The 18,725-nt window shown below is 69.4% G+C and carries 19 protein-coding genes; 12 read left to right on the top strand and 7 right to left on the bottom strand.

The features are described from left to right. Positions 1-12 precede the first annotated feature (12 nt). Positions 13-960, bottom strand: a complete 948-nt coding sequence (gene rsmI, locus ACYBYQ_RS02070; RefSeq protein ID WP_459616740.1) for a 16S rRNA (cytidine(1402)-2'-O)-methyltransferase — start codon at positions 958-960, stop codon at positions 13-15. Between the two features lie 66 nt (positions 961-1,026). Here rsmI and ACYBYQ_RS02065 point away from each other — a divergent pair, with 66 nt between their 5' ends. The 4 genes from ACYBYQ_RS02065 to ACYBYQ_RS02050 are packed head-to-tail and all read left to right on the top strand — an operon-like array spanning position 1,027 to position 3,370. Further along, on the top strand, positions 1,027-1,527 hold the full coding sequence (locus ACYBYQ_RS02065) for a YraN family protein (protein WP_459616739.1): 501 nt from the start codon (positions 1,027-1,029) through the stop codon (positions 1,525-1,527). 27 nt (positions 1,528-1,554) lie between these two features. Next, positions 1,555-2,148: a phosphoheptose isomerase gene (locus ACYBYQ_RS02060; protein ID WP_459616738.1), complete on the top strand. Its 594-nt coding sequence runs from the start codon at positions 1,555-1,557 to the stop codon at positions 2,146-2,148. Further along, entirely contained in the window at positions 2,145-2,879 is a 735-nt protein-coding gene (locus ACYBYQ_RS02055; protein ID WP_459616737.1) for a BON domain-containing protein, read from the top strand. The genes ACYBYQ_RS02060 and ACYBYQ_RS02055 overlap by 4 nt, the downstream gene beginning before the upstream one ends. Beyond that, a complete protein-coding gene (locus ACYBYQ_RS02050) occupies positions 2,876-3,370 on the top strand; it encodes a peroxiredoxin family protein (RefSeq protein ID WP_459616736.1) in 495 nt (164 codons plus the stop codon). Before ACYBYQ_RS02055 ends, ACYBYQ_RS02050 begins: the two co-directional genes overlap by 4 nt. 28 nt (positions 3,371-3,398) lie before the next feature. Here ACYBYQ_RS02050 and ACYBYQ_RS02045 read toward each other — a convergent pair whose 3' ends face one another. Further along, positions 3,399-4,184: a MetQ/NlpA family ABC transporter substrate-binding protein gene (locus tag ACYBYQ_RS02045; protein ID WP_459616735.1), complete on the bottom strand. Its 786-nt coding sequence runs from the start codon at positions 4,182-4,184 to the stop codon at positions 3,399-3,401. A 241-nt stretch (positions 4,185-4,425) separates the two neighbouring features. On the opposite strand from ACYBYQ_RS02045, the gene argB reads away from it, so the two are divergent. From argB to ACYBYQ_RS02020, 5 genes are all read left to right on the top strand, one after another. Continuing rightward, entirely contained in the window at positions 4,426-5,328 is a 903-nt protein-coding gene (gene argB, locus ACYBYQ_RS02040; protein ID WP_459616734.1) for an acetylglutamate kinase, read from the top strand. Then, positions 5,328-6,074 carry a pyrimidine 5'-nucleotidase gene (locus tag ACYBYQ_RS02035; protein WP_459616733.1) on the top strand — a complete coding sequence of 249 codons (747 nt, stop codon included), beginning with the start codon at positions 5,328-5,330 and terminating at the stop codon, positions 6,072-6,074. Before argB ends, ACYBYQ_RS02035 begins: the two co-directional genes overlap by 1 nt. A gap of 53 nt (positions 6,075-6,127) precedes the next feature. Next, positions 6,128-6,703, top strand: coding sequence for a nucleoid occlusion factor SlmA (gene slmA / locus ACYBYQ_RS02030; protein ID WP_459616732.1), 576 nt, complete (start codon positions 6,128-6,130; stop codon positions 6,701-6,703). 180 nt (positions 6,704-6,883) lie between these two features. After that, positions 6,884-8,380: a DASS family sodium-coupled anion symporter gene (locus tag ACYBYQ_RS02025; RefSeq protein ID WP_459616731.1), complete on the top strand. Its 1,497-nt coding sequence runs from the start codon at positions 6,884-6,886 to the stop codon at positions 8,378-8,380. A gap of 15 nt (positions 8,381-8,395) precedes the next feature. Continuing rightward, positions 8,396-9,451 (top strand): Ldh family oxidoreductase, encoded by a 1,056-nt coding sequence (locus tag ACYBYQ_RS02020; protein ID WP_459616730.1) that lies wholly within the window; start codon positions 8,396-8,398, stop codon positions 9,449-9,451. A 31-nt stretch (positions 9,452-9,482) separates the two neighbouring features. Here ACYBYQ_RS02020 and rodA read toward each other — a convergent pair whose 3' ends face one another. From rodA to ACYBYQ_RS01995, 5 genes are all read right to left on the bottom strand, one after another. Beyond that, positions 9,483-10,619: a rod shape-determining protein RodA gene (gene rodA, locus ACYBYQ_RS02015; protein ID WP_459616729.1), complete on the bottom strand. Its 1,137-nt coding sequence runs from the start codon at positions 10,617-10,619 to the stop codon at positions 9,483-9,485. Next, positions 10,616-12,577, bottom strand: coding sequence for a penicillin-binding protein 2 (mrdA, locus tag ACYBYQ_RS02010; protein WP_459616728.1), 1,962 nt, complete (start codon positions 12,575-12,577; stop codon positions 10,616-10,618). Before mrdA ends, rodA begins: the two co-directional genes overlap by 4 nt. A gap of 12 nt (positions 12,578-12,589) precedes the next feature. Continuing rightward, positions 12,590-13,153: a rod shape-determining protein MreD gene (gene mreD, locus ACYBYQ_RS02005; RefSeq protein WP_459616727.1), complete on the bottom strand. Its 564-nt coding sequence runs from the start codon at positions 13,151-13,153 to the stop codon at positions 12,590-12,592. After that, positions 13,137-14,024, bottom strand: a complete 888-nt coding sequence (mreC, locus tag ACYBYQ_RS02000) for a rod shape-determining protein MreC (RefSeq protein WP_459616726.1) — start codon at positions 14,022-14,024, stop codon at positions 13,137-13,139. The genes mreD and mreC overlap by 17 nt, the downstream gene beginning before the upstream one ends. 82 nt (positions 14,025-14,106) lie before the next feature. Continuing rightward, the gene (locus ACYBYQ_RS01995) at positions 14,107-15,150 is read right to left on the bottom strand and encodes a rod shape-determining protein (protein WP_459616725.1); all 1,044 of its coding nucleotides are present in this window, start codon (positions 15,148-15,150) and stop codon (positions 14,107-14,109) included. A 264-nt stretch (positions 15,151-15,414) separates the two neighbouring features. On the opposite strand from ACYBYQ_RS01995, the gene gatC reads away from it, so the two are divergent. The 3 genes from gatC to gatB are packed head-to-tail and all read left to right on the top strand — an operon-like array spanning position 15,415 to position 18,720. Then, on the top strand, positions 15,415-15,723 hold the full coding sequence (gene gatC, locus ACYBYQ_RS01990) for an Asp-tRNA(Asn)/Glu-tRNA(Gln) amidotransferase subunit GatC (protein ID WP_459616724.1): 309 nt from the start codon (positions 15,415-15,417) through the stop codon (positions 15,721-15,723). Between the two features lie 2 nt (positions 15,724-15,725). Then, complete coding sequence (gatA, locus tag ACYBYQ_RS01985; RefSeq protein WP_459616723.1) at positions 15,726-17,261, top strand: Asp-tRNA(Asn)/Glu-tRNA(Gln) amidotransferase subunit GatA; 1,536 nt, start codon at positions 15,726-15,728, stop codon at positions 17,259-17,261. A 1-nt stretch (position 17,262) separates the two neighbouring features. After that, a complete protein-coding gene (gene gatB, locus ACYBYQ_RS01980) occupies positions 17,263-18,720 on the top strand; it encodes an Asp-tRNA(Asn)/Glu-tRNA(Gln) amidotransferase subunit GatB (RefSeq protein WP_459616722.1) in 1,458 nt (485 codons plus the stop codon). Positions 18,721-18,725 lie beyond the last annotated feature (5 nt).

Here is an 18,725-nt window from a genome sequence, read left to right as displayed (position 1 = left end):
GGCGCTGCGCGGTCATTCCTCACCCCCGGCGGCGGCCCGGCGCGCCAGGGCGCGGTTGTAGAGGCGGTCGCGCGGCTGGCCGGTGACCCGGGCCGCGACGCGGGCAGCATCGCGCACCGACATGCTTTCCAGCAGCGCGTCGAGCAGCAGGTCGGCGCCGGCGTCGGCAGCCTCGTCCGGCTCGCCGGCCGGCGCTGGCGCCTCATGCACGATCAGCACGAACTCGCCCTGCGAGCGGTGCGGATCCTCGTCCAGCCACGCCCGGGCCCGGCCGGCGGGCAGCGTGACGATCTGCTCGAAGCGCTTGGTGAGCTCGCGCGCCAGCGTCAGCATGCGCGCGGGGCCGCAGACGGCGGCGAGGTCGGCCACGGTCGCGGCCACGCGGTGCGGCGCCTCGAACATCAGCACGGGGGCGGGCAGCGCGCACCATTGCCGCAGCCAGCGCTGGCGCGCCGCCGCCTTGGACGGCGGGAAGCCGGCGAAGGCGTAGGCGGGATTCTCGTCGGACGTGACGCCGCTGCCCATGAGCGCCGCAATGACGGCACTGGGGCCGGGGATGGGCACCACGGCATGGCCTGCGTCGCGCACGGCCCGCACCACCCGGGCGCCGGGATCGCTCACGGCCGGCGCCCCCGCGTCGGACACCAGGGCCACGCACTGGCCCTGGGCCAGGCGTTCGCAGATGGCCTGGGCCGCCGCGGCTTCGTTGTGGCGGTGGGCCGCCATGAGGGGCGTACCGATGCCCCAGGCCTCGAGCAGCGTGCGCGTGGCCCGGGTGTCCTCGGCCGCGATGACGTCCACCCGCGACAGGACCTGCCAGGCGCGCAGGCCGAGGTCGCCCAGATTGCCTATGGGCGTGGCCACCACGTAGAGCACGGCGCGGGGCCAGTGCTGGGCGGCCACCCGCTCGGCGACGCGGCGCCAGCCCTCTGCGCGGGAGGAAGGGACATCTTCATGCATGGCAGGCATTACAACGGTGAAAACCATGCCAGTGTAGCCGCTGGCCGTTCCGTTCCCGCCCTGCCCATGCCCGACCCAGACCCGTCTTTCGCGCTTGCCCTGGCCCTGGCCGAGGCGGCCCAGCGGCGCCTGCGCAAGCGCCGCCGGCGCACCGCCCCGCGCGTCCGCCCGGCGGCCGATCCGCCCCGGCTGTCGCCCACCCAGCGCCGCGGCTGCGACTACGAGGACGAAGCCCTGGCGCTGCTGCAGTCGCGGGGGCTGGTGCCGCTGGCCCGCAACCTGCGCACGCGCGCCGGCGAGATCGACCTGGCGCTGCGCGACGGGCCGGCCCTGGTGCTGGTGGAAGTGCGCTCGCGCGCCGGCGGGCGCTATGGCGGCGCGGCCGCCAGCATAGACCGGGCCAAGCAGGCCAGGCTGGCGCGGGCGGCCGCCCTGCTGCTGCCGCGGCTCGCGGCGCTGCACTGGGCGGGCAGGCCTCCGCCCGTGCGCTTCGATGCCGTGCTGTTCGAGGGCGGCCGCGCCCAATGGCTGAAGAATGCCTTCGAAGCCGACGATGCCCGGGCATGAAATCCGCTGCGTGAGATAATGCCGGCCATGGAAATGACCTCGCGCATGGCCGCGCACTTCCGCGCCGCGATCGGCCTATTCGAAGAAAGCAGCACTGCGCTGTCCGCTCCGCTCGCCGCCGCGGTGGATCTCCTGTTCGCCGCGCTGGCCAACAACGGCAAGATCCTGGCCTGCGGCAACGGCGGCTCGGCCGCCGACGCGCAGCATTTCATCGCCGAGCTGGTGGGCCGCTTCGAACGCGAACGCCTGCCGCTGGCGGGCATCGCCCTGAACACCGACACCTCCATCCTCACCGCCGTGGGCAACGACTACGGCTACGACGAGGTCTTCGAGCGCCAGGTCAACGCGCTGGGCCAGCCTGGCGACATCCTGGTCGCCATCTCGACCAGCGGCAACTCGCCCAACGTGGTGCGGGCCATGCAGGCCGCCCACGACCGCGACATGCACGTCATCGCCCTCACCGGCAAGGGCGGCGGCGTCATGGGGGAACTGATCCGGCCGCAGGACGTCCATCTCTGCGTGCCGCACGACCGCACCATGCGCATCCAGGAAGTCCACATCCTGCTGCTGCATGCACTGTGCGATGGCATAGATGCCCTACTCCTAGGAGATACCGAATGATGATCGACGCCCGAAACGCTGCACGCCCGATCGTGCTGGCCCTGGCCCTCAGCGGCACGGGCGGCCTGCTCACGGCGTGCGCGCCCCTGGTCATCGGCGGCGCGGCCGCCACCACGGCCGTGGTGGTCACCGACCGGCGCAGCTCGGGCACGCAGCTGGACGACAAGAACCTCACCTACAAGATCGAAAGCCAGGCCGCCCAGAAGCTGGGCAACCAGGCCCGCGTCGCGGCCACGGTGTACGAAGGCCGGGTGCTGCTCACGGGCGACGTGCCCACGCAGGAGGCGCGCGCGCAGGCCGAGGCCATTGCCAAGGGCGTCGAGAAGGTCAAGTCGGTGGTCAACCAGCTCAACGTCGGGCCGGCCGCGCCGTTCTCCACCCGCAGCAACGATTCCTGGATCAGCTCCAAGGTGCGCACGGCGCTGGTGAACGCGCAATACGTACCCTCGGGCACGATCACGGTCACCACCGAGCGCGGCGTGGTCTACCTGATGGGCAAGGTCACGCAGGCCGAGAGCGACTACGCAGCCAATGCAGCCGCCGGGGTCAGCGGCGTCACCAAGGTGGTCAAGGTATTCGACATCATCAGCCGCGAGGAGGCATTGCGCCTCTCCGGCCAGAGCAGCAGCAGCACGCCCCCGTCCGGCGGTTCCTCGTCGGCCCCCGTGCCCATCGAGTCCACCACGCCGGAGTCGGGCGACACCGGCATCCAGGCCATGCCGATCAAATGAAGAAGCTCGTCCTCGCACTCGTCATCGTGGCCGCCGCCGGCATTGCCGGCTGGTTCGTGTGGCGCCCCGCCCCCACCGCCCCCGACGTGAGCTTCACCACGCTGGAGGGCAAGACCATCGGCATGCAGGACCTGCGCGGCAAGGTCGTGCTGGTGAAGTTCTGGGCCACCAGCTGCGTCACCTGCGTCAAGCAGATGCCCGACACCATGGCCGCCTACGAGCATTACGCCCCGCGGGGTTACGAAACCGTGGCCGTGGCCATGTCGTACGACCCGCCGAACTACGTGCTGAACTTCGCCCAGACCCGCAAGCTGCCCTTCCCCGTGGCGCTCGACACCCAGGGCAAGCTGGCCGAGGCCTTCGGCAACGTGCGCCTCACCCCCACCGCCTTCCTGATCGACAAGCAGGGGCGCATAATCAAGCGCTACCTGGGCGAGTACGACAAGGCCGAGTTCCAGGCCTCCGTCGAAAAGGCGCTGGCCGCCGGCTGAGCGCGCCGGCGCCGCGCCGTGCCGGTGCTCAGAACGCCGGCACCACCGCTCCCTTGTACTTCTCCAGGATGAACTGCTTCACCGCGTCGGAGTGCAGCGCGTCCATCAGCTTGCGCACCGCGGGTGCGTCCTTCTTCTCCGGCAGCGTGGCCACCAGATTGGCATAGGGCGAGTCCGAACCTTCGATGAACAGCGCGTCGCGCGTGGGCACCAGGCCGGCCTCCAGCGCGTAGTTGGTGTTGATCAGCGCCAGGTCCACGTCGTCCAGGGCCCGCGGCAGCATGGCGGCCTCGAGCTCGCGGAATTTCAGCTTGCGCGGGTTCTCGGCGATGTCCAGCGGCGTGGCGTCGATCTTGCCGGCCTGCGCCAGCTTGATCAGCCCCTGCTTCTGCAGCAGCAGCAGGGCCCGGCCGCTGTTGGACGGATCGTTGGGAATGGCCACCGTGGCGCCCTCCGGCAGCTCGCCGGCCTGCTTGATGCGCCGCGAGTAGGCGCCGAACGGCTCCACGTGCACCAGGCCGGCCGACACCAGGTTGGTGCCGCGGTCTTTGTTGAAGGTATCCAGGTAGGGCTGGTGCTGGAAGAAGTTGGCGTCCAGTTCCTTGTCGGCCACCTGCAGGTTGGGCTGGACGTAATCGCTGAACACCTTGATGTCGAGTTCCACGCCCTGCTTGGCCAGCACGGGCTTCACCGTTTCGAGGATCTCGGCATGCGGCACCTGGGTGGCGCCGATGCGCAGGCGCTCGGCGGCAGCGCCGGCCGACAGCCCGAGGGCGGCCGCGAGGAAGACGAATTGCAGGGATTTGAAACGCATGGTTTGCCTCTCGTTATGGGATGTGGACCTGCCCCGCCGGCGCAGTCGGCCGGCGGGCGTTGCGAAAACCCCGTCAATGTACCGGAACCAGCAATCCGACCGGTGATATGGTCATGGGCGGCGGGCATAAGCCGGCCACGGCGTCTACAATCTGCCGTATGCTTGGCGACCATGCCCGGGCGCGTGGCCGCGGGCGTTCTCGAGGTTTTCCAGTTCCCCCATTTCCGTACGCAATCCAGCCATGACCGACACCCCCGACCCTGCCGCCGTATCGTCTCCCGCCGTCAAAGCCGCCGTGCTGTCCGAGGCGCTGCCGTACATCCGACGATTCCATGGCAAGACCATCGTGGTGAAGTACGGCGGCAACGCCATGACCGAAGAACGGCTGCAGCGCAGCTTCGCCCATGACGTGGTGCTGCTCAAGCTGGTGGGCCTGAACCCGGTGGTCGTACACGGCGGCGGTCCGCAGATCGACGACGCGCTGCGCCGGATCGGCAAGCAGGGTTCGTTCGTGCAGGGCATGCGGGTCACCGACGCCGAGACCATGGAAGTGGTCGAATGGGTGCTCGGCGGACAGGTCCAGCAGGACATCGTCATGATGATCAACGAGGTCGGCGGCAAGGCCGTGGGCCTCACCGGCAAGGACGGCGGCCTGATCCAGGCGCACAAGAAGCTCATGACCAACAAGGAGAACCCCGCCGAGCCGCTGGACATCGGCTTCGTGGGCGACATCACCCGGGTCGAGCCCGCTGTGGTCAAGGCGCTGCAGGACGACCAGTTCATCCCGGTGATCTCCCCCATCGGCTACGGCGAGGACGGCACCGCCTACAACATCAACGCCGACGTGGTCGCCGGCAAGATGGCCGAGGTGCTGGGCGCCGAGAAGCTGCTCATGATGACCAACACCCCGGGCGTGCTCGACAAGAGCGGCCAGCTGCTGCGCACCCTGTCGGCGCAGACCATCGACGAACTGTTCGCCGACGGCACCATCTCGGGCGGCATGCTGCCCAAGATCTCCTCCTCGCTGGACGCCGCCCGCAACGGCGTGAACGCCGTGCACATCGTCGACGGCCGCGTGCCGCACTGCCTGCTGCTCGAAATCCTCACCGACCAGGGCGTCGGCACCATGATCAGCGCGCACTGATGCAGGCCCGCCGGTACGTGCTGCGGCCGGCGTCGCGCCTGCGGCGCGCCCGGCGCGCGGCCACGGGCGTGTCGCAGCGCCTGTGGCTGTTCGACCTCGACAACACCCTGCACGACACCTCGCATGCCATCTTCCCGCGCATCGACGCGGGCATGACCGCCGCCGTGGCGGAAGCGCTGGGCCTCGACCTGGACGCCGCCAGCCTGCTGCGCCAGCAATACTGGCAGCGCTACGGCGCCACGGTGATCGGCCTGGTGCGGCACCATGGCGTGGATGCAAACGCCTTCCTGCATCGCAGCCACGACTTCGACGTGGCGCCGCTGGTGCGCGCCGAACGCGGCCTGGCCCGCATCCTGCGCAACCTGCCCGGCCGCAAGGTGCTGCTCACCAACGCCCCGCAGCACTATGCGCGCGCCGTGTTGCGCCACCTGGGCATCCTGCGCCAGTTCGACAGCATCTGGGCCCTGGAACACATGCGCCTGCACGGCGAATTCCGGCCCAAGCCCTCCCCGGCCCTGCTGCGCTACGTGCTGGCGCACGAAGGCGTGCCTGCTTCCCGCACCGTGCTGGTCGAGGACACCCTGGCCAACCTGCGCGGCGCGCGCCGGGTGGGCCTGCGCACCGTGCACGTATACCACCCCGGCACGCCGTTCTCCCGCGGGGCGTACCAACGGCCTGCGTACGTCGACTTGCGGGTAAACTCGGTCAGAGACCTGCTGCTGCGCCGACGTCCCCTGCGGGGCTAGGCCGGTCGTCTCCGCAATCCACCGACAGCCTGCAAAGGACGGGCAGCGCTTCCATGGCAAGTAAACCCGGCGAAAGAAGAAACCAGATCCTGCAGACGCTCGCCGAGATGCTCGAGCAGCCGCACGCGTCGCGGGTCACCACTTCCGCCCTGGCCGCGCGCATGCAGGTATCCGAGGCGGCGCTGTACCGCCACTTCGCCAGCAAGGCCCAGATGTTCGAGGGCCTCATCGAATTCATCGAAACCAGCATCTTCACCCTGGTCAAGCAGATCGCCGCAGCCGAGCCCGACGGCCTGGCCCAGGCCCGCAAGACGGCGGCCATGCTGCTGGCGTTCTCGGAGCGGAACCGCGGCATGACGCGCGTGCTCACGGGCGACGCCCTGGTCACCGAAGACAACCGCCTGCAGGACCGCATCAACCACATCAACGAGCGGATCGAGGCATCGTTCAAGCAGTGCCTGCGGGTAGCCGTGGCCGACGGCAGGCTGCCGCCCGAGGCCAACGTGGCGGCCCATGCGAGCCTGCTCACCCACCTGGTGCTGGGCCGCTGGCTGCGCTATGCGCAGAGCGGCTGGCGCATTGCGCCCACGCTGCACCTCGACGAGCAGTTGCGCCTGGCCCTGGGCTGAGGCCCGCAGCCCGAAGATCGCCCCCCGAAGATCGCCCTTGCCGCCGGGCACAACCGGGCAGCATAATCGATCCGACGGGCACGGCCAGCCCGATCCAGCGCCATCTTGATCCGTATCAAACGGGTCGCTCCGCATTTCCGTCACACTGGTTCCAGGCAAGTTGACTCATCGGAGACCTTCATGAACGCGCCCGCCGCCGCACCGGCAGTCCCCCCCGCCACGCCGCGGCCCAGGATTCCCATCGGCCTGGTGGCGGGGTTCGCCGCCCTGGTCCTGGTGCTGCTGCTGCCGCTGCCCGCCGACCTGCCGCCCGCCGGCCACCGCATGCTGGCCATCCTGGCGTTCGCCGTGGTGGTGTGGATCACCGAAGCGGTCTCGTACGAGGCCAGCGCCATCATGATCACCACCCTGATGGCCTTCCTCCTGGGCACCGCCCCCACCATCAAGGACCCCGCCACGGCATACGGCACGTCCGCCGCCATCAGCATGGCCCTCACCGGCTTCGCGAACTCGGCGCTGGCCCTGGTGGCCGGCGCCCTGTTCATCGCCGCCGCCATGACCTACACCGGCCTGGACAAGCGCATCGCGCTGGTCACGCTGTCGCGCGTGGGCACCAGCACCCGGCGCGTGCTGCTGGGGGCCATTGCCGTCACCATCGTGCTGAGCCTGGTGGTGCCCAGCGCCACGGCCCGCAGCGCGGCGGTGGTTCCCATCATGATGGGCGTGGTCGCGGCCTTCGGCGTGGCCAGGCGCTCCAACATCGCCGCCGGCCTCATGATCGTCGTGGCGCAGGCCACCAGCATCTGGAATGTCGGCATCCAGACCGCCGCCGCCCAGAACCTGCTCACCGTGGGTTTCATGGACAAGATGCTGGGCGGGCGCGTCGCCTGGTCCGACTGGCTCATCGCCGGCGCCCCGTGGGCCGTGCTGATGTCGCTGGTGCTCATCGCCGTGGTGCTCAAGCTGCTGCCGCCCGAAAGCAGCGACATCGCCGGCGGCAAGGAAGCCGTGGAGGCCTCGCTGCGCGAGCTCGGGCCCATGACGCCCGCCCAGAAGCGGCTCATGGGCGTCTCCATCCTGCTGCTGCTGTGCTGGGCCACCGAAGGCAAGCTGCACCGCTTCGACACCACCTCCACCACCTATTTCGGGCTGGTCCTGCTGCTGCTGCCGCGCTTCGGCGTGATGACGTGGAAGGACGTGCAGTCGCGCATCCCCTGGGGCACGGTCATCGTGTTCGGCGTCGGCATCAGCCTGGGCACGGCCCTGCTCACGACCCAGGCGGGGCAATGGCTGGGCGCGCAGGTCGTCACCCACACCGGGCTCGACCAGGTCGGCCCCCTGGGCATCTTCGCCATCCTCAGCGCCTTCCTGATCCTCATCCACCTGGGCTTCGCCAGCGCCACTGCGCTCACCTCGGCCATGCTGCCCATCCTGATCTCGGTGCTGCAGACGCTGCCCGGCGACTTCAACCGGCTGGGCATGACCATGCTGCTCGGTTTCGTGGTGAGCTACGGCTTCATCCTGCCGATCAACGCCCCCCAGAACATGGTCTGCCTGGGCACGGAAACCTTCAACGCCAAGCAGTTCGCCAAGGTCGGCATCGTGATCACCGTCGTCGGCTATCTGCTCATGCTGCTGTTCAGCGCCACCTATTGGCGCTGGCTGGGCTGGATGTAACCCGGAGTCCCCGCCATGCAGATCGACGTCACGCAAGCCCGCGAGTTCGGCCGCCGCGTCCTGGAGGCCCAGCAAGTCCCGGCCGACATCGCCCGGGACGTGGCCGACCACCTCGTCGAGTCCGACCAGGTTGGCTACACCAGCCATGGCCTGTCCATCCTGCCCAGCTACCGCCGCGTGCTGCAAGGCGGCCACCTGCAGGCCGACGGCCGCGCCGAATGCGTGGCCGACCGCGGGCCGCTGCTGTCCTTCGACGGGCACCACGGTTTCGGACAGCACGTCGGCAAGGAGGTGATGCTCCATGCCATCGCGCGCGCCCACGAGCACGGCCAGTGCATCGTCACGCTGCGCCACAGCCATCACCTGGGGCGCATGGGCCACTACGGCGAGATGGCCGCCCATTCCGGCCTGGTGCTGCTGGCATTCACCAACGTGATCAACCGTACGCCGACGGTCGCGCCCTACGGCGGCGCCCGGGCCTGCCTCACCACCAATCCGCTCTGCTTCGCCGGCCCGCTGTCGGGCGGGCGGCCGCCCTTCCTCGTCGACATGGCCACCAGTTCCATCGCCGTGAACAAGGCGCGGGTGCTGGCGGCGAACGGCGAGGCCGCCCCCGAAGGCTCGCTCATCGACGCCCAGGGCCGGCCCACCACCGACCCGGGCGTGCTGTTCGCCGATCCGCCCGGGGCGCTGCTGCCCTTCGGCGGGCACAAGGGCTACGCCATGGGGCTGGTGGCCGAGCTGCTGGCCGGCGTCCTGTCGGGCGGGGGCACCATCCAGCCGGCGAATCCGCGCTCCGGCGTGGCCACCAACAACATGTTCGCGCTGGTGCTGGATCCGCGCAGCTATTTCGACACCGACTGGCGCAGCCAGGAGGTCTCGGCCTTCATCGACTACCTGCACGCCTGCCCGCCCCAGCCCGGCGTGGACGGCGTGCAGTATCCCGGCGAGTACGAGGCGCGCAACCGCGAACGCAACGCCCGCACCCTGAGCTTCGACGACGCCATCTGGCAGAGCCTGCAGAAACTGGCGCAGGAGCTCGGCGTGGAAGACGCGCTGCCCCCGGGCTGAAAACGGCCCGGCGCCTGCCGGCTTGCGGCCGCTACGTCTTGGCGCCGCGGTGCCGGCTCACGCTCATGAGGATGCCGCAGGCGATGCCCATGGTGAAGAGGGCCGTGCCGCCGTAGCTCATGAAGGGCAGCGGCACGCCCACCACGGGCAGGATGCCCGTGACCATCCCTATGTTCACGAACACGTAGATGAACACCATCATGGTCAGCGCCCCGGACAGCAGGCGGCCGAACTGCGTGGCTGCCGCCGTGGCGATGGCCAGCCCCCGGGCGATCAGCAGGCCGTACAGCACCAGCAGCGCCACGCCGCCGTACAGGCCGAACTCCTCGGCATATACCGCGAAGACGAAGTCGGTGGTGCGCTCGGGGATGAAGTCCAGGTGGGTCTGCGTGCCCTGCATGTAGCCCTTGCCGTACAGCCCGCCCGAACCCACGGCGATCATGGACTGGATGGTATGGAAGCCCTTGCCCAGCGGATCCGAGCTGGGATTGAGCAGCGTGCACACCCGGTGCTTCTGATAGTCGTGCAGGACCACCCAGTCGACGCCGGGCTCGCACAGGTGGTTCTCGTAGTAGACCAGGGTGCCGATGCCGATCACGCCGGCCAGCACCGCCGGCACCAGCAGCTTGAACGACAGCCCGGCGAAGTAGATGACGCAGAAGCCCGCGCCGAACACCAGCAGCGCGGTGCCCAGGTCCGGCTGCAGCACGATCAGGGCGAAGGGGCCGGCCAGCATGGCGGCGGCCACGAAGAAGTCGCGGATGCGCACCTCGCCCTCGTGGCGCTGGAAATACCAGGCCAGCATCATGGGCACGGCGATCTTCATCATCTCGGAGGGCTGGATGCGCACCACGCCGAGGTCCAGCCAGCGCGTGGCGCCCTTGCTCGTCTCGCCGAAGAACTCCACCCCCAGCAGCAGCACCATGCCCAGCACGTAGAAGGGCAGCGCCAGCCGCATCAGCAGCGCAGGCGGCGCCAGCGCCACCGCCCACATCGCGAAGAAGGCAATGAGGAAGTTGCGCGCCTGGTCGGCGAAGCGCCAGTCGGTGCTGCCCACGGCGGAATGCATCACCGTCAGGCCCAGCCCCGCAAACAACAGCAGGATGAGGAGCAGCGGCCAGTCGAAAGCCGTGAACACGCGCAGCAGCAGGGCGCCGAGCCGCTTCATGGGGTCTCCTCCCCGCGCCGGGCGGAAGCCAGCGACGGTGCCGGCGCGGTGTCGGCCGGCACCGGGTCGGCCGGCCCGGACGCAGGCGGCGCGACGCGGGCGCTGCGCGGCGCTTCCTGGCGCGCCAGCCAGTAGTCGAATACCTTGCGGGCGACCGGCGCAGCGGCGCTGGCGCCCCACCCGGCATTCTCCACGATGAGGGCCACGGCGATGCGCGGCTTTTCCACGGGCGCAAAACCCATGAACAGGGCATGGTCACGCAGGCGTTCGGCGACCTCGCTGGCGCGGTAATGCCCCCCCCGCAGGCTGTACACCTGGGCGGTGCCGGTCTTGCCGGCAGCCCGGTATGGCGCGTCGGCAAAGGCGCGCCGGGCCGTGCCGACCCGGACCACGTCCGCCATGGCTGCCTTCACGACGTCGAGGTTGGCCTGCTTGAGCGGGATCTGGTAGTCGGGCGCGGACAGCGTGGGCTCGACGTTGCCGGTGCGCGGGTCGCGCACGGCGTGAACCAGGTGCGGCCTGCGGAACAACCCGTTGTTCGACAGCGTGGCCGTGCCCTGCGCCAGCTGCAGCAGCGTGAACGCGTTGTAGCCCTGGCCCACCGCCACCGAGATCGTTTCTCCGGCATACCAGCGCTGCTGGTCGCGATTCTTGTAGGCCTTGCGCTTCCATTCCGTGGAAGGCAGCACGCCGGCCTTCTCCCCCTCGAGATCGATGCCGGTGATCTGGCCGAAGCCGAACTGCTTGCTGAAGTCGTGCAGCGCATTGACGCCGATTTCGGGTCCGAGCGAATAGAAATAGGTGTCGGACGACACCACGATGGCCTTGTGCATGTCGGTCATGCCGTAGGCCGCGCCGCCGGCATTGCGGAAGCGCTGCCCGCCGAACTCGTAATAGCCCGGATCGGGCACGCGCTCGTTGGCGCTGCGCTTGCCCAGTTCCAGCGCCGCCAGCGCCACGAAGGGCTTGTAGGTGGAACCGATGGGATACGTGCCATAGAGCGGGCGGTTGATCAGCGGGTGGTCGGGCGACTCGTTGAGCTGGCGCCAGCTTTCCACGTCGATGCCGTCGACGAACAGGTTGGGGTCGAACGAAGGCTGCGACACGAAGGCCAGGATCTCGCCCGTGTCGGGATCGATGGCGACCAGCGCGCCGCGGCGGCCCTCGAACGCTTCCTCGGCGATGCGCTGCAGGCCCAGGTCGATCGACAGCATGATGTCGGAACCCGGCACGGGATCGATGCGCCGCAGCGTGCGTACCGGCCGCCCGCCGGCCGTGACCTCGACCTCCTGCATCCCGGTGCGGCCGTGCAGGGCCTCCTCCCAGGACTTCTCGATGCCCTTCTTGCCGATGGAGTCCGTGCCGCGATAGTTGCCGAGCTTGCCTTCCTTGTCGAGCGTATCGAGATCGCCTTCGGAGATCCGCCCGATGTAGCCCACCACGTGCGCAGCGGTGGCGCCCTGCGGATACTCGCGCACCCAGCGGGCGCGCAGCTCCACGCCCGGAAACTGGAACGCATGCGCGGCGAACCAGGCCGCCTCGGTGTCGTTCAGGTTGTTGCGCAGCACCAGGCTGGCGTAGCGGCCCGATTCGGCCACCAGGCGGCGGAAACGCCGCTGGTCGTTGGGGCTGAGATACACCACCTGGGCCAGCCTGTCGAAGAGCGCGTCGAGGTCGCCGACGTGCGCGGGCACCACCTCCAGCGTATAGGTGCGGTAGTTGCGCGCCAGCACTTCGCCGTTGCGGTCGAGGATTTCGCCGCGGCGCGGCGGAATGGGCACGACGGCGATGCGGTTGCGGTCGGCGCGCTGCGAAAAGCCCTCATAGCGCTCGACCTGGAGGTACCAGAAACGGGTTGCCAGCACGCCGAAGCAGATGAACGCGGCCAGCGCGCCCACCCAGGCGCGCAGGCGAAAGCGCTGCTTCTGCTGCTGTCCCGTTTTCTTGAATTCGAACATCCCACGACCCGCTCAGACGGCGGATGACTCCACGTCATCGAGGTGCCGCTGCGGCAGCAGCAGCACCCAGCCGACCAGCGGCCAGGTGGCCGCCGTCAGCAGGGAGCCAAGCGCCCAGTCCCAGCCTGGCCACCGACCCGCGAGCCAGGCCAGGATGACCTGGGTGACCAGCTGTGCGCCCAGGAACACGGGCAGCATGTGTATGGCCTGGCCCCACAGCTCGAAGCGTTGCAGCCGGCGATACAGCACGATAGACCCGTACGCCGTCAATGTATAGGCCAGGGCGTGGCCGCCGAGCAGGCCGGCATCGTGCACGTCGAGCAGCAGGCCGAAGACGAAGGCCGCCACCAGGCCCACGCGCCGCGGCTCGTGGGCGCACCAGAACGCGATCACCATGAGCAGCACGTCGGGCGCCGCCTGCCATTGCCGCCACGGCAGCAGCGACAGCAGCCATACCCCGAGCAGCGAGCCCCAGATCATCAGGCCGTTGGCGGGATGGCCCAGACGCTCGGGCTGCACGTTGCTCGGCATGCCCAGCGGGCGCGCGGCCCGGACAGGCCTATTCGGCGATTCCATCGGCTTCGGCCTCCTTGCGGTTGGATTCGGCCTGGCCCACGTCCACCAGCAGGACCAGGAAGTGCCGGTAGCGTTCCGGATGGGCCAGCGGCTCGGCCAGGGCCCGGGCGAAGCCCGAGGACGTGTCACGCTCCACGGAGGTCACGGTGGCCACCGGCAATCCGGCGGGAAACAATCCGCCCACGCCGCTGGTGACGATGGTGTCGCCCTCGCGGATATCGGCATTGGCGGCCAGGTAGCGCACTTCCATGCTGCCCGGCGTGTCGCCGCCGAAGGCGATCAGGCGCAGGCCGTTGCGCAGCACCTGCACCGGCACGGAAACGCGCTCGTCGGTGACCAGCGCGGCCTCGGCCGTCTGGGGCGTGACGCGCACGATCTGGCCCACCACGCCGCCTTCGTCGATCACCGGCATGCCGGGCGCCAGGCCGGCCTGGCTGCCCTTGTTGAACACCAGCCGCTGCTGGAAGGCATTGGGCGGCTCGTACAGCACCTCGACCGCCACCGCCGGCTGGGCGGCGTTGTCGGCCACGCCCAGCAGGCGCCGCAGCTGCGCGTTCTCGGCGGCCAGCTGCGCGGCATGCGTGGCGACCTGCGCCAGTTCTATGCGCTGGCGCTGCAAGGCTTCGTTCTCGCTGCGGATCAGGCTGGCGGCATTGATCCACTCATTGAACTGCTCGACCACGTCGCGCGGCGCCATCACGGCGCGCTGGAACGGGTAGAGGCCGATGGAAACGGCCCGTCGCACCGGCTCGAGCACGTGCAGCTTGGCATCGGCGAGCAGCAGCGCGAGGGCCAGCGCGGCCAGCACCGCCAGCCGGACTTCCGCGGGAGGGCCGCGACGAAATAGCGGGGGAGTCCCTTGTCGTTGCATGCAAGCTCAGTCCGGACGCACCGACCCGCCGGCGCCCCGCGTGCCGGCGCCAGGAAGGCGGACGCCGGACCACGGGACGGGTTCAGTCGTTGATGAAGATGGCGCCCAGTTTCTCAAGGTGCTCGAGCGCTTCGCCGCAACCGCGCACCACGCAAGTGAGAGGATCGTCGGCCACCACCACCGGCAGCCCGGTTTCTTCCTGGAGCAGCCGGTCGAGGTCGCGCAGCAGCGCGCCGCCGCCGGTGAGGGCAATGCCCTTGTCGGTGATGTCGGCGCCGAGCTCGGGAGGCGTCTGCTCGAGCGCGATCTTGACGGCCGAGACGATCTGGTTGAGCGGATCGGTGAGCGACTCCAGGATTTCGTTGGAAGACACCGTGAAGCTGCGCGGCACGCCTTCCGCGAGGTTGCGCCCCTTGACCTCGATCTCGCGCACCTCGGAGCCGGGGAAGGCCGAGCCGATCTCTTTCTTGATGAACTCGGCGGTGGGTTCGCCGATCAGCATGCCGTAGTTGCGGCGGATGTAGTTGACGATGGCCTCGTCGAACTTGTCTCCGCCCACGCGCACCGAACCCTTGTAGACCATGCCGCCCAGCGAGATCACGGCCACTTCCGTGGTGCCGCCGCCGATGTCCACCACCATGGAGCCGCTGGCGTCGGAGACGGCCAGCCCGGCGCCGATGGCCGCGGCCATGGGTTCCTCGATGAGATAGACGTGCGAGGCGCCCGCGCCCAGCGCGGATTCGCGGATGGCGCGCCGCTCGACCTGGGTGGAGCCGCAGGGCACGCACACGATGATGCGCGGGCTGGGCGCCAGCATGTTGCGGGGGTGCACCATGCGGATGAACTGCTTGAGCATCTGCTCGGTGACCGTGAAGTCGGCGATCACGCCGTCCTTCATGGGCCGGATGGCCTCGATGTTGCCGGGCACGCGGCCCAGCATCTGCTTGGCTTCATGGCCCACGGCCTGGATGATCTTCTTGCCATTGGGGCCGCCTTCGTGGCGGATGGCGACGACCGACGGCTCGTCGAGCACGATGCCCTTGCCCCGGACGTAGATCAGCGTGTTGGCGGTACCGAGGTCGATCGCCATATCGCTGGAAAAATAACTGCGGAGAAATCCGAACATGGGAGCTCAGGGAGATTCTAAAATTGGGGTCATGTCATGGCATCGCGCACGGCGCTCGAAAGCCGCCCATGCGGACCTGGCCGCTGCATCGCCAAGCATACAGTGACCGCAGCGATTAAATCGTGAATCATAACTTATAATTTCCCCGGAAATAGCGCCAATTTTCGGCATATTCATAGCTTGAGATCGCTTCGATCCGTGCATACTTGCCGGTTCGGCGCGCCCCCGACAGCGGCTTTGCCCGCCTCTTTTCAGCACCTCCCCATGGCCCTGAACGAACAAGACGTCGCCCGCATCGCCCGGCTGGCCAGAATCGAGCTCACGCCTGGGCAGCGCACCCGCGCCCAGGACGAACTCAACGGCATCCTGCACCTCATCGAACGCCTGCAGGCGGTGGACACCCAGGGCGTCGAGCCCCTCGCCCACCCGCTTTCGGCCCACGAAGACGTGGCGCTGCGCCTGCGCCCCGACACGCCCACCGAGCCGTCGTCCGAAGCCCGCCGCGCCGAGCTGCTGGCCAATGCGCCGGACGCGGCCGACGGCCTGTTCCTGGTCCCCAAGGTCATCGAGTAGACATGACGACTCCCGCACTGCATAACGAATTCGGCGGCATCGCCGGATTGCGCACGGCGCTGGCCGAACGCCGCGTCGGCGCCGTCGAGCTGGCGCAGAGCGCCCTGGCCGCCGCCGAGGCGTCCGCCGGGCTCAACGCCTTCCTGCACCTGGATCCGGAGCTCACCCTGGCCCAGGCCCGCGCCGCCGACGCCGCACTGGCGTCCGGCCAGGCCGGCCCGCTGGCCGGCATTCCCATCGCCCACAAAGACGTCTTCGTCACGCGCGGCTGGCGCACCACCGCCGCCAGCCGCATGCTGCAAGACTACGTCAGCCCCTTCGACGCCACCGTGGTGCAGCGCCTGGCCCAGGCCGGCGCCGTGTCCCTCGGCAAGCTCAACTGCGACGAGTTCGCCATGGGCTCCGGCAACGAGAACTCGGCCTATGGCCCGGTACGCAACCCCTGGGATCCGGCCGCGGTGCCGGGCGGATCGTCGGGCGGATCGGCCGCGGCGGTCGCGGCCCGCGTGGTGGCCGCCGCCACCGGCACCGACACCGGCGGTTCGGTGCGCCAGCCGGCCGCCCTGTGCGGCGTGAGCGGCATCAAGCCCACCTACGGCACGGTCTCGCGCTACGGCATGGTGGCCTTCGGCTCCAGCCTCGACCAGGCCGGCCCGCTGGCCCCCAGCAGCCAGGACCTGCTCGAACTGCTCGACGTGATGAGCGGCTTCGACCCGCTCGACGCCACCAGCGTCGAGCAATGCAACGGCGAAGCCAACGCCCCCGGGCGGGTGCGCCGTGCCTACGAAGCGGCGCAGCAAGGCTACGAGGCGGGCGGCAGCCGCCCGCTGGAAGGCCTGCGCATCGGCGTGCCGCGCGAGTTCTTCGGCGCCGGCCTGGCCGCCGACGTGGCAGCGGCCGTCGAGGCGGCCCTGGCCGAATTCGAGCGGCTCGGCGCCCGCCGCGTGGAGATCTCCCTGCCCCGCACGGAACTGTCGATCCCGGCCTACTACGTGATCGCACCGGCCGAAGCCTCGAGCAACCTGGCGCGCTACGACGGCGTGCGCTACGGCCACCGCGCCGCCGAATACGCCGATCTCAACGAGATGATCAGCCGCTCGCGCGCCGAAGGCTTCGGCGACGAGGTCAAGCGCCGCATCCTCATCGGCGCCTACGTGCTGTCGCACGGCTACTACGACGCCTACTACCTGCAGGCGCAGCGCCTGCGCCGGATGATCGCGCAGGACTTCCAGCGCGCCTATGCCGGGCACTGCGACGTGATCATGGGCCCCGTGACCCCCACCGCGGCCAAGAACATCGGCGACAACCGCGACGATCCCACCGCCGACTGGCTGGCCGACGTCTACACGCTGGGCGTGAGCCTGGCCGGCCTGCCGGCCATGTCGGTGCCCTGCGGCTTCGGCGCAGACGGCCGCCGCCCGGTCGGCCTGCAGATCATCGGCAACTATTTCGACGAAGGCCGCCTGCTGGCCATTGCCGACCGCTACCAACACGTCACGGACTGGCACCAGCGCGCGCCGTCCCTGCAGGATGCCTGATATGGATTGGGAAATCGTCATCGGACTGGAAACCCACGTCCAGCTCTCCACCAGCTCCAAGATATTCTCGGGCAGCAGCACCCGTTTCGGGGCCGCGCCCAACACCCAGGCCAGCCCCGTGGACCTGGCCCTGCCCGGCACCCTGCCGGTGATGAACCGCGGCGCGGCCGAGCATGCCATCCGCTTCGGCCTGGCCGTGGGCGCGCAGGTGGCGCCGCGCTCGGTGTTCGCCCGCAAGAACTATTTCTACCCCGACCTCCCCAAGGGCTACCAGATCAGCCAGTACGAGCTGCCCGTGGTGCTGGGCGGCTCGCTGAGCTTCTTCGTGGGCGAGGAAGAGAAAACGGTGAACCTCACGCGGGCGCACCTCGAGGAAGACGCCGGCAAGTCGCTGCACGACGACTTCAACCTGGCCAACGGCAAGCCGGCCAGCGGCATCGACCTGAACCGCGCCGGCACGCCGCTGCTGGAGATCGTCACCGAGCCCGAGATGCGCTCGGCCGCCGAGGCCGTGGCCTACGCCCGCGCCCTGCACAGCCTCGTGGTGTGGCTGGGCATCTGCGACGGCAACATGCAGGAAGGCTCGTTCCGCTGCGACGCCAACGTCTCCGTGCGCCCGAAGGGACAGCAGGAATTCGGCACCCGCACCGAGATCAAGAACGTCAACTCGTTCCGCTTCCTCGAACGCGCCATCCTGTTCGAGGCGCGCCGGCAGATCGAACTGCTGGAAGACGGCGGCACGGTGGTGCAGGAAACCCGCCTGTACGACGCCGACCGCGACGAGACACGCAGCATGCGCAGCAAGGAAGACGCGCACGACTACCGCTATTTCCCCGACCCCGACCTGCCGCCGCTGGTACTGTCCGCCGACTGGATCGAGACGGTGCGCGCCGGCATGCCCGAACTGCCTGCCGCGCTGCGCCAGCGGCTGCAGGCCGAGTATGGGCTGTCGGCCTACGATGCGGCGCAGCTCACCACCAGCCGCGACATGGCCGCGTATTTCGAGGCCGTGGTGCAGGTCCTGCCCGCAGGCCAGGCCAAGCAGGCGGCCAACTGGATCATGGGCGAGGTCGCGGCCACGCTGAATCGCGAAGAGCGCGATATCACCGAGGCGCCGGTGCGGGCCGAGGCGCTGGCCGGGCTGCTGGGCCGCATCGCCGACGGCACCATCTCGAACACGATCGCCCGCGAGGTGTTCGCCGCCATGTGGGCGGGCGAGCACGGCGGCGACGCAGACGCGATCATCGAGGCCCGGGGCCTGAAGCAGATCAGCGACAGCGGCGCGATCGGCGCGATGATCGACGAGGTGCTGGCCGCCAATCCCGCCATCGTGGCGGAGTACCGCGCCGGAAAGCAGAAGGCCTTCAATTCGCTCGTCGGGCAGATCATGAAGGCGGCGCGCGGCAAGGCGAATCCGCAGCAGGTGAACGAGCTGCTGAAGCAGAAGCTGGACGGCTGATAGGG

The sequence above is a fragment of the Bordetella sp. 2513F2 genome (assembly GCF_054642735.1).
Note: the sequence above shows the minus strand (reverse complement) of the source record. Positions and strands in the feature narration are given on the sequence as shown.

Coding starts and splice junctions, on each gene's coding strand:
- rsmI (WP_459616740.1), bottom strand. CDS start 960: ATGCATGAAGATGTCCCTTCCTCCCGCGCAGAGGGCTGGCGCCGCGTC.
- ACYBYQ_RS02065 (WP_459616739.1), top strand. CDS start 1,027: ATGCCCGACCCAGACCCGTCTTTCGCGCTTGCCCTGGCCCTGGCCGAG.
- ACYBYQ_RS02060 (WP_459616738.1), top strand. CDS start 1,555: ATGGAAATGACCTCGCGCATGGCCGCGCACTTCCGCGCCGCGATCGGC.
- ACYBYQ_RS02055 (WP_459616737.1), top strand. CDS start 2,145: ATGATGATCGACGCCCGAAACGCTGCACGCCCGATCGTGCTGGCCCTG.
- ACYBYQ_RS02050 (WP_459616736.1), top strand. CDS start 2,876: ATGAAGAAGCTCGTCCTCGCACTCGTCATCGTGGCCGCCGCCGGCATT.
- ACYBYQ_RS02045 (WP_459616735.1), bottom strand. CDS start 4,184: ATGCGTTTCAAATCCCTGCAATTCGTCTTCCTCGCGGCCGCCCTCGGG.
- argB (WP_459616734.1), top strand. CDS start 4,426: ATGACCGACACCCCCGACCCTGCCGCCGTATCGTCTCCCGCCGTCAAA.
- ACYBYQ_RS02035 (WP_459616733.1), top strand. CDS start 5,328: ATGCAGGCCCGCCGGTACGTGCTGCGGCCGGCGTCGCGCCTGCGGCGC.
- slmA (WP_459616732.1), top strand. CDS start 6,128: ATGGCAAGTAAACCCGGCGAAAGAAGAAACCAGATCCTGCAGACGCTC.
- ACYBYQ_RS02025 (WP_459616731.1), top strand. CDS start 6,884: ATGAACGCGCCCGCCGCCGCACCGGCAGTCCCCCCCGCCACGCCGCGG.
- ACYBYQ_RS02020 (WP_459616730.1), top strand. CDS start 8,396: ATGCAGATCGACGTCACGCAAGCCCGCGAGTTCGGCCGCCGCGTCCTG.
- rodA (WP_459616729.1), bottom strand. CDS start 10,619: ATGAAGCGGCTCGGCGCCCTGCTGCTGCGCGTGTTCACGGCTTTCGAC.
- mrdA (WP_459616728.1), bottom strand. CDS start 12,577: ATGTTCGAATTCAAGAAAACGGGACAGCAGCAGAAGCAGCGCTTTCGC.
- mreD (WP_459616727.1), bottom strand. CDS start 13,153: ATGGAATCGCCGAATAGGCCTGTCCGGGCCGCGCGCCCGCTGGGCATG.
- mreC (WP_459616726.1), bottom strand. CDS start 14,024: ATGCAACGACAAGGGACTCCCCCGCTATTTCGTCGCGGCCCTCCCGCG.
- ACYBYQ_RS01995 (WP_459616725.1), bottom strand. CDS start 15,150: ATGTTCGGATTTCTCCGCAGTTATTTTTCCAGCGATATGGCGATCGAC.
- gatC (WP_459616724.1), top strand. CDS start 15,415: ATGGCCCTGAACGAACAAGACGTCGCCCGCATCGCCCGGCTGGCCAGA.
- gatA (WP_459616723.1), top strand. CDS start 15,726: ATGACGACTCCCGCACTGCATAACGAATTCGGCGGCATCGCCGGATTG.
- gatB (WP_459616722.1), top strand. CDS start 17,263: ATGGATTGGGAAATCGTCATCGGACTGGAAACCCACGTCCAGCTCTCC.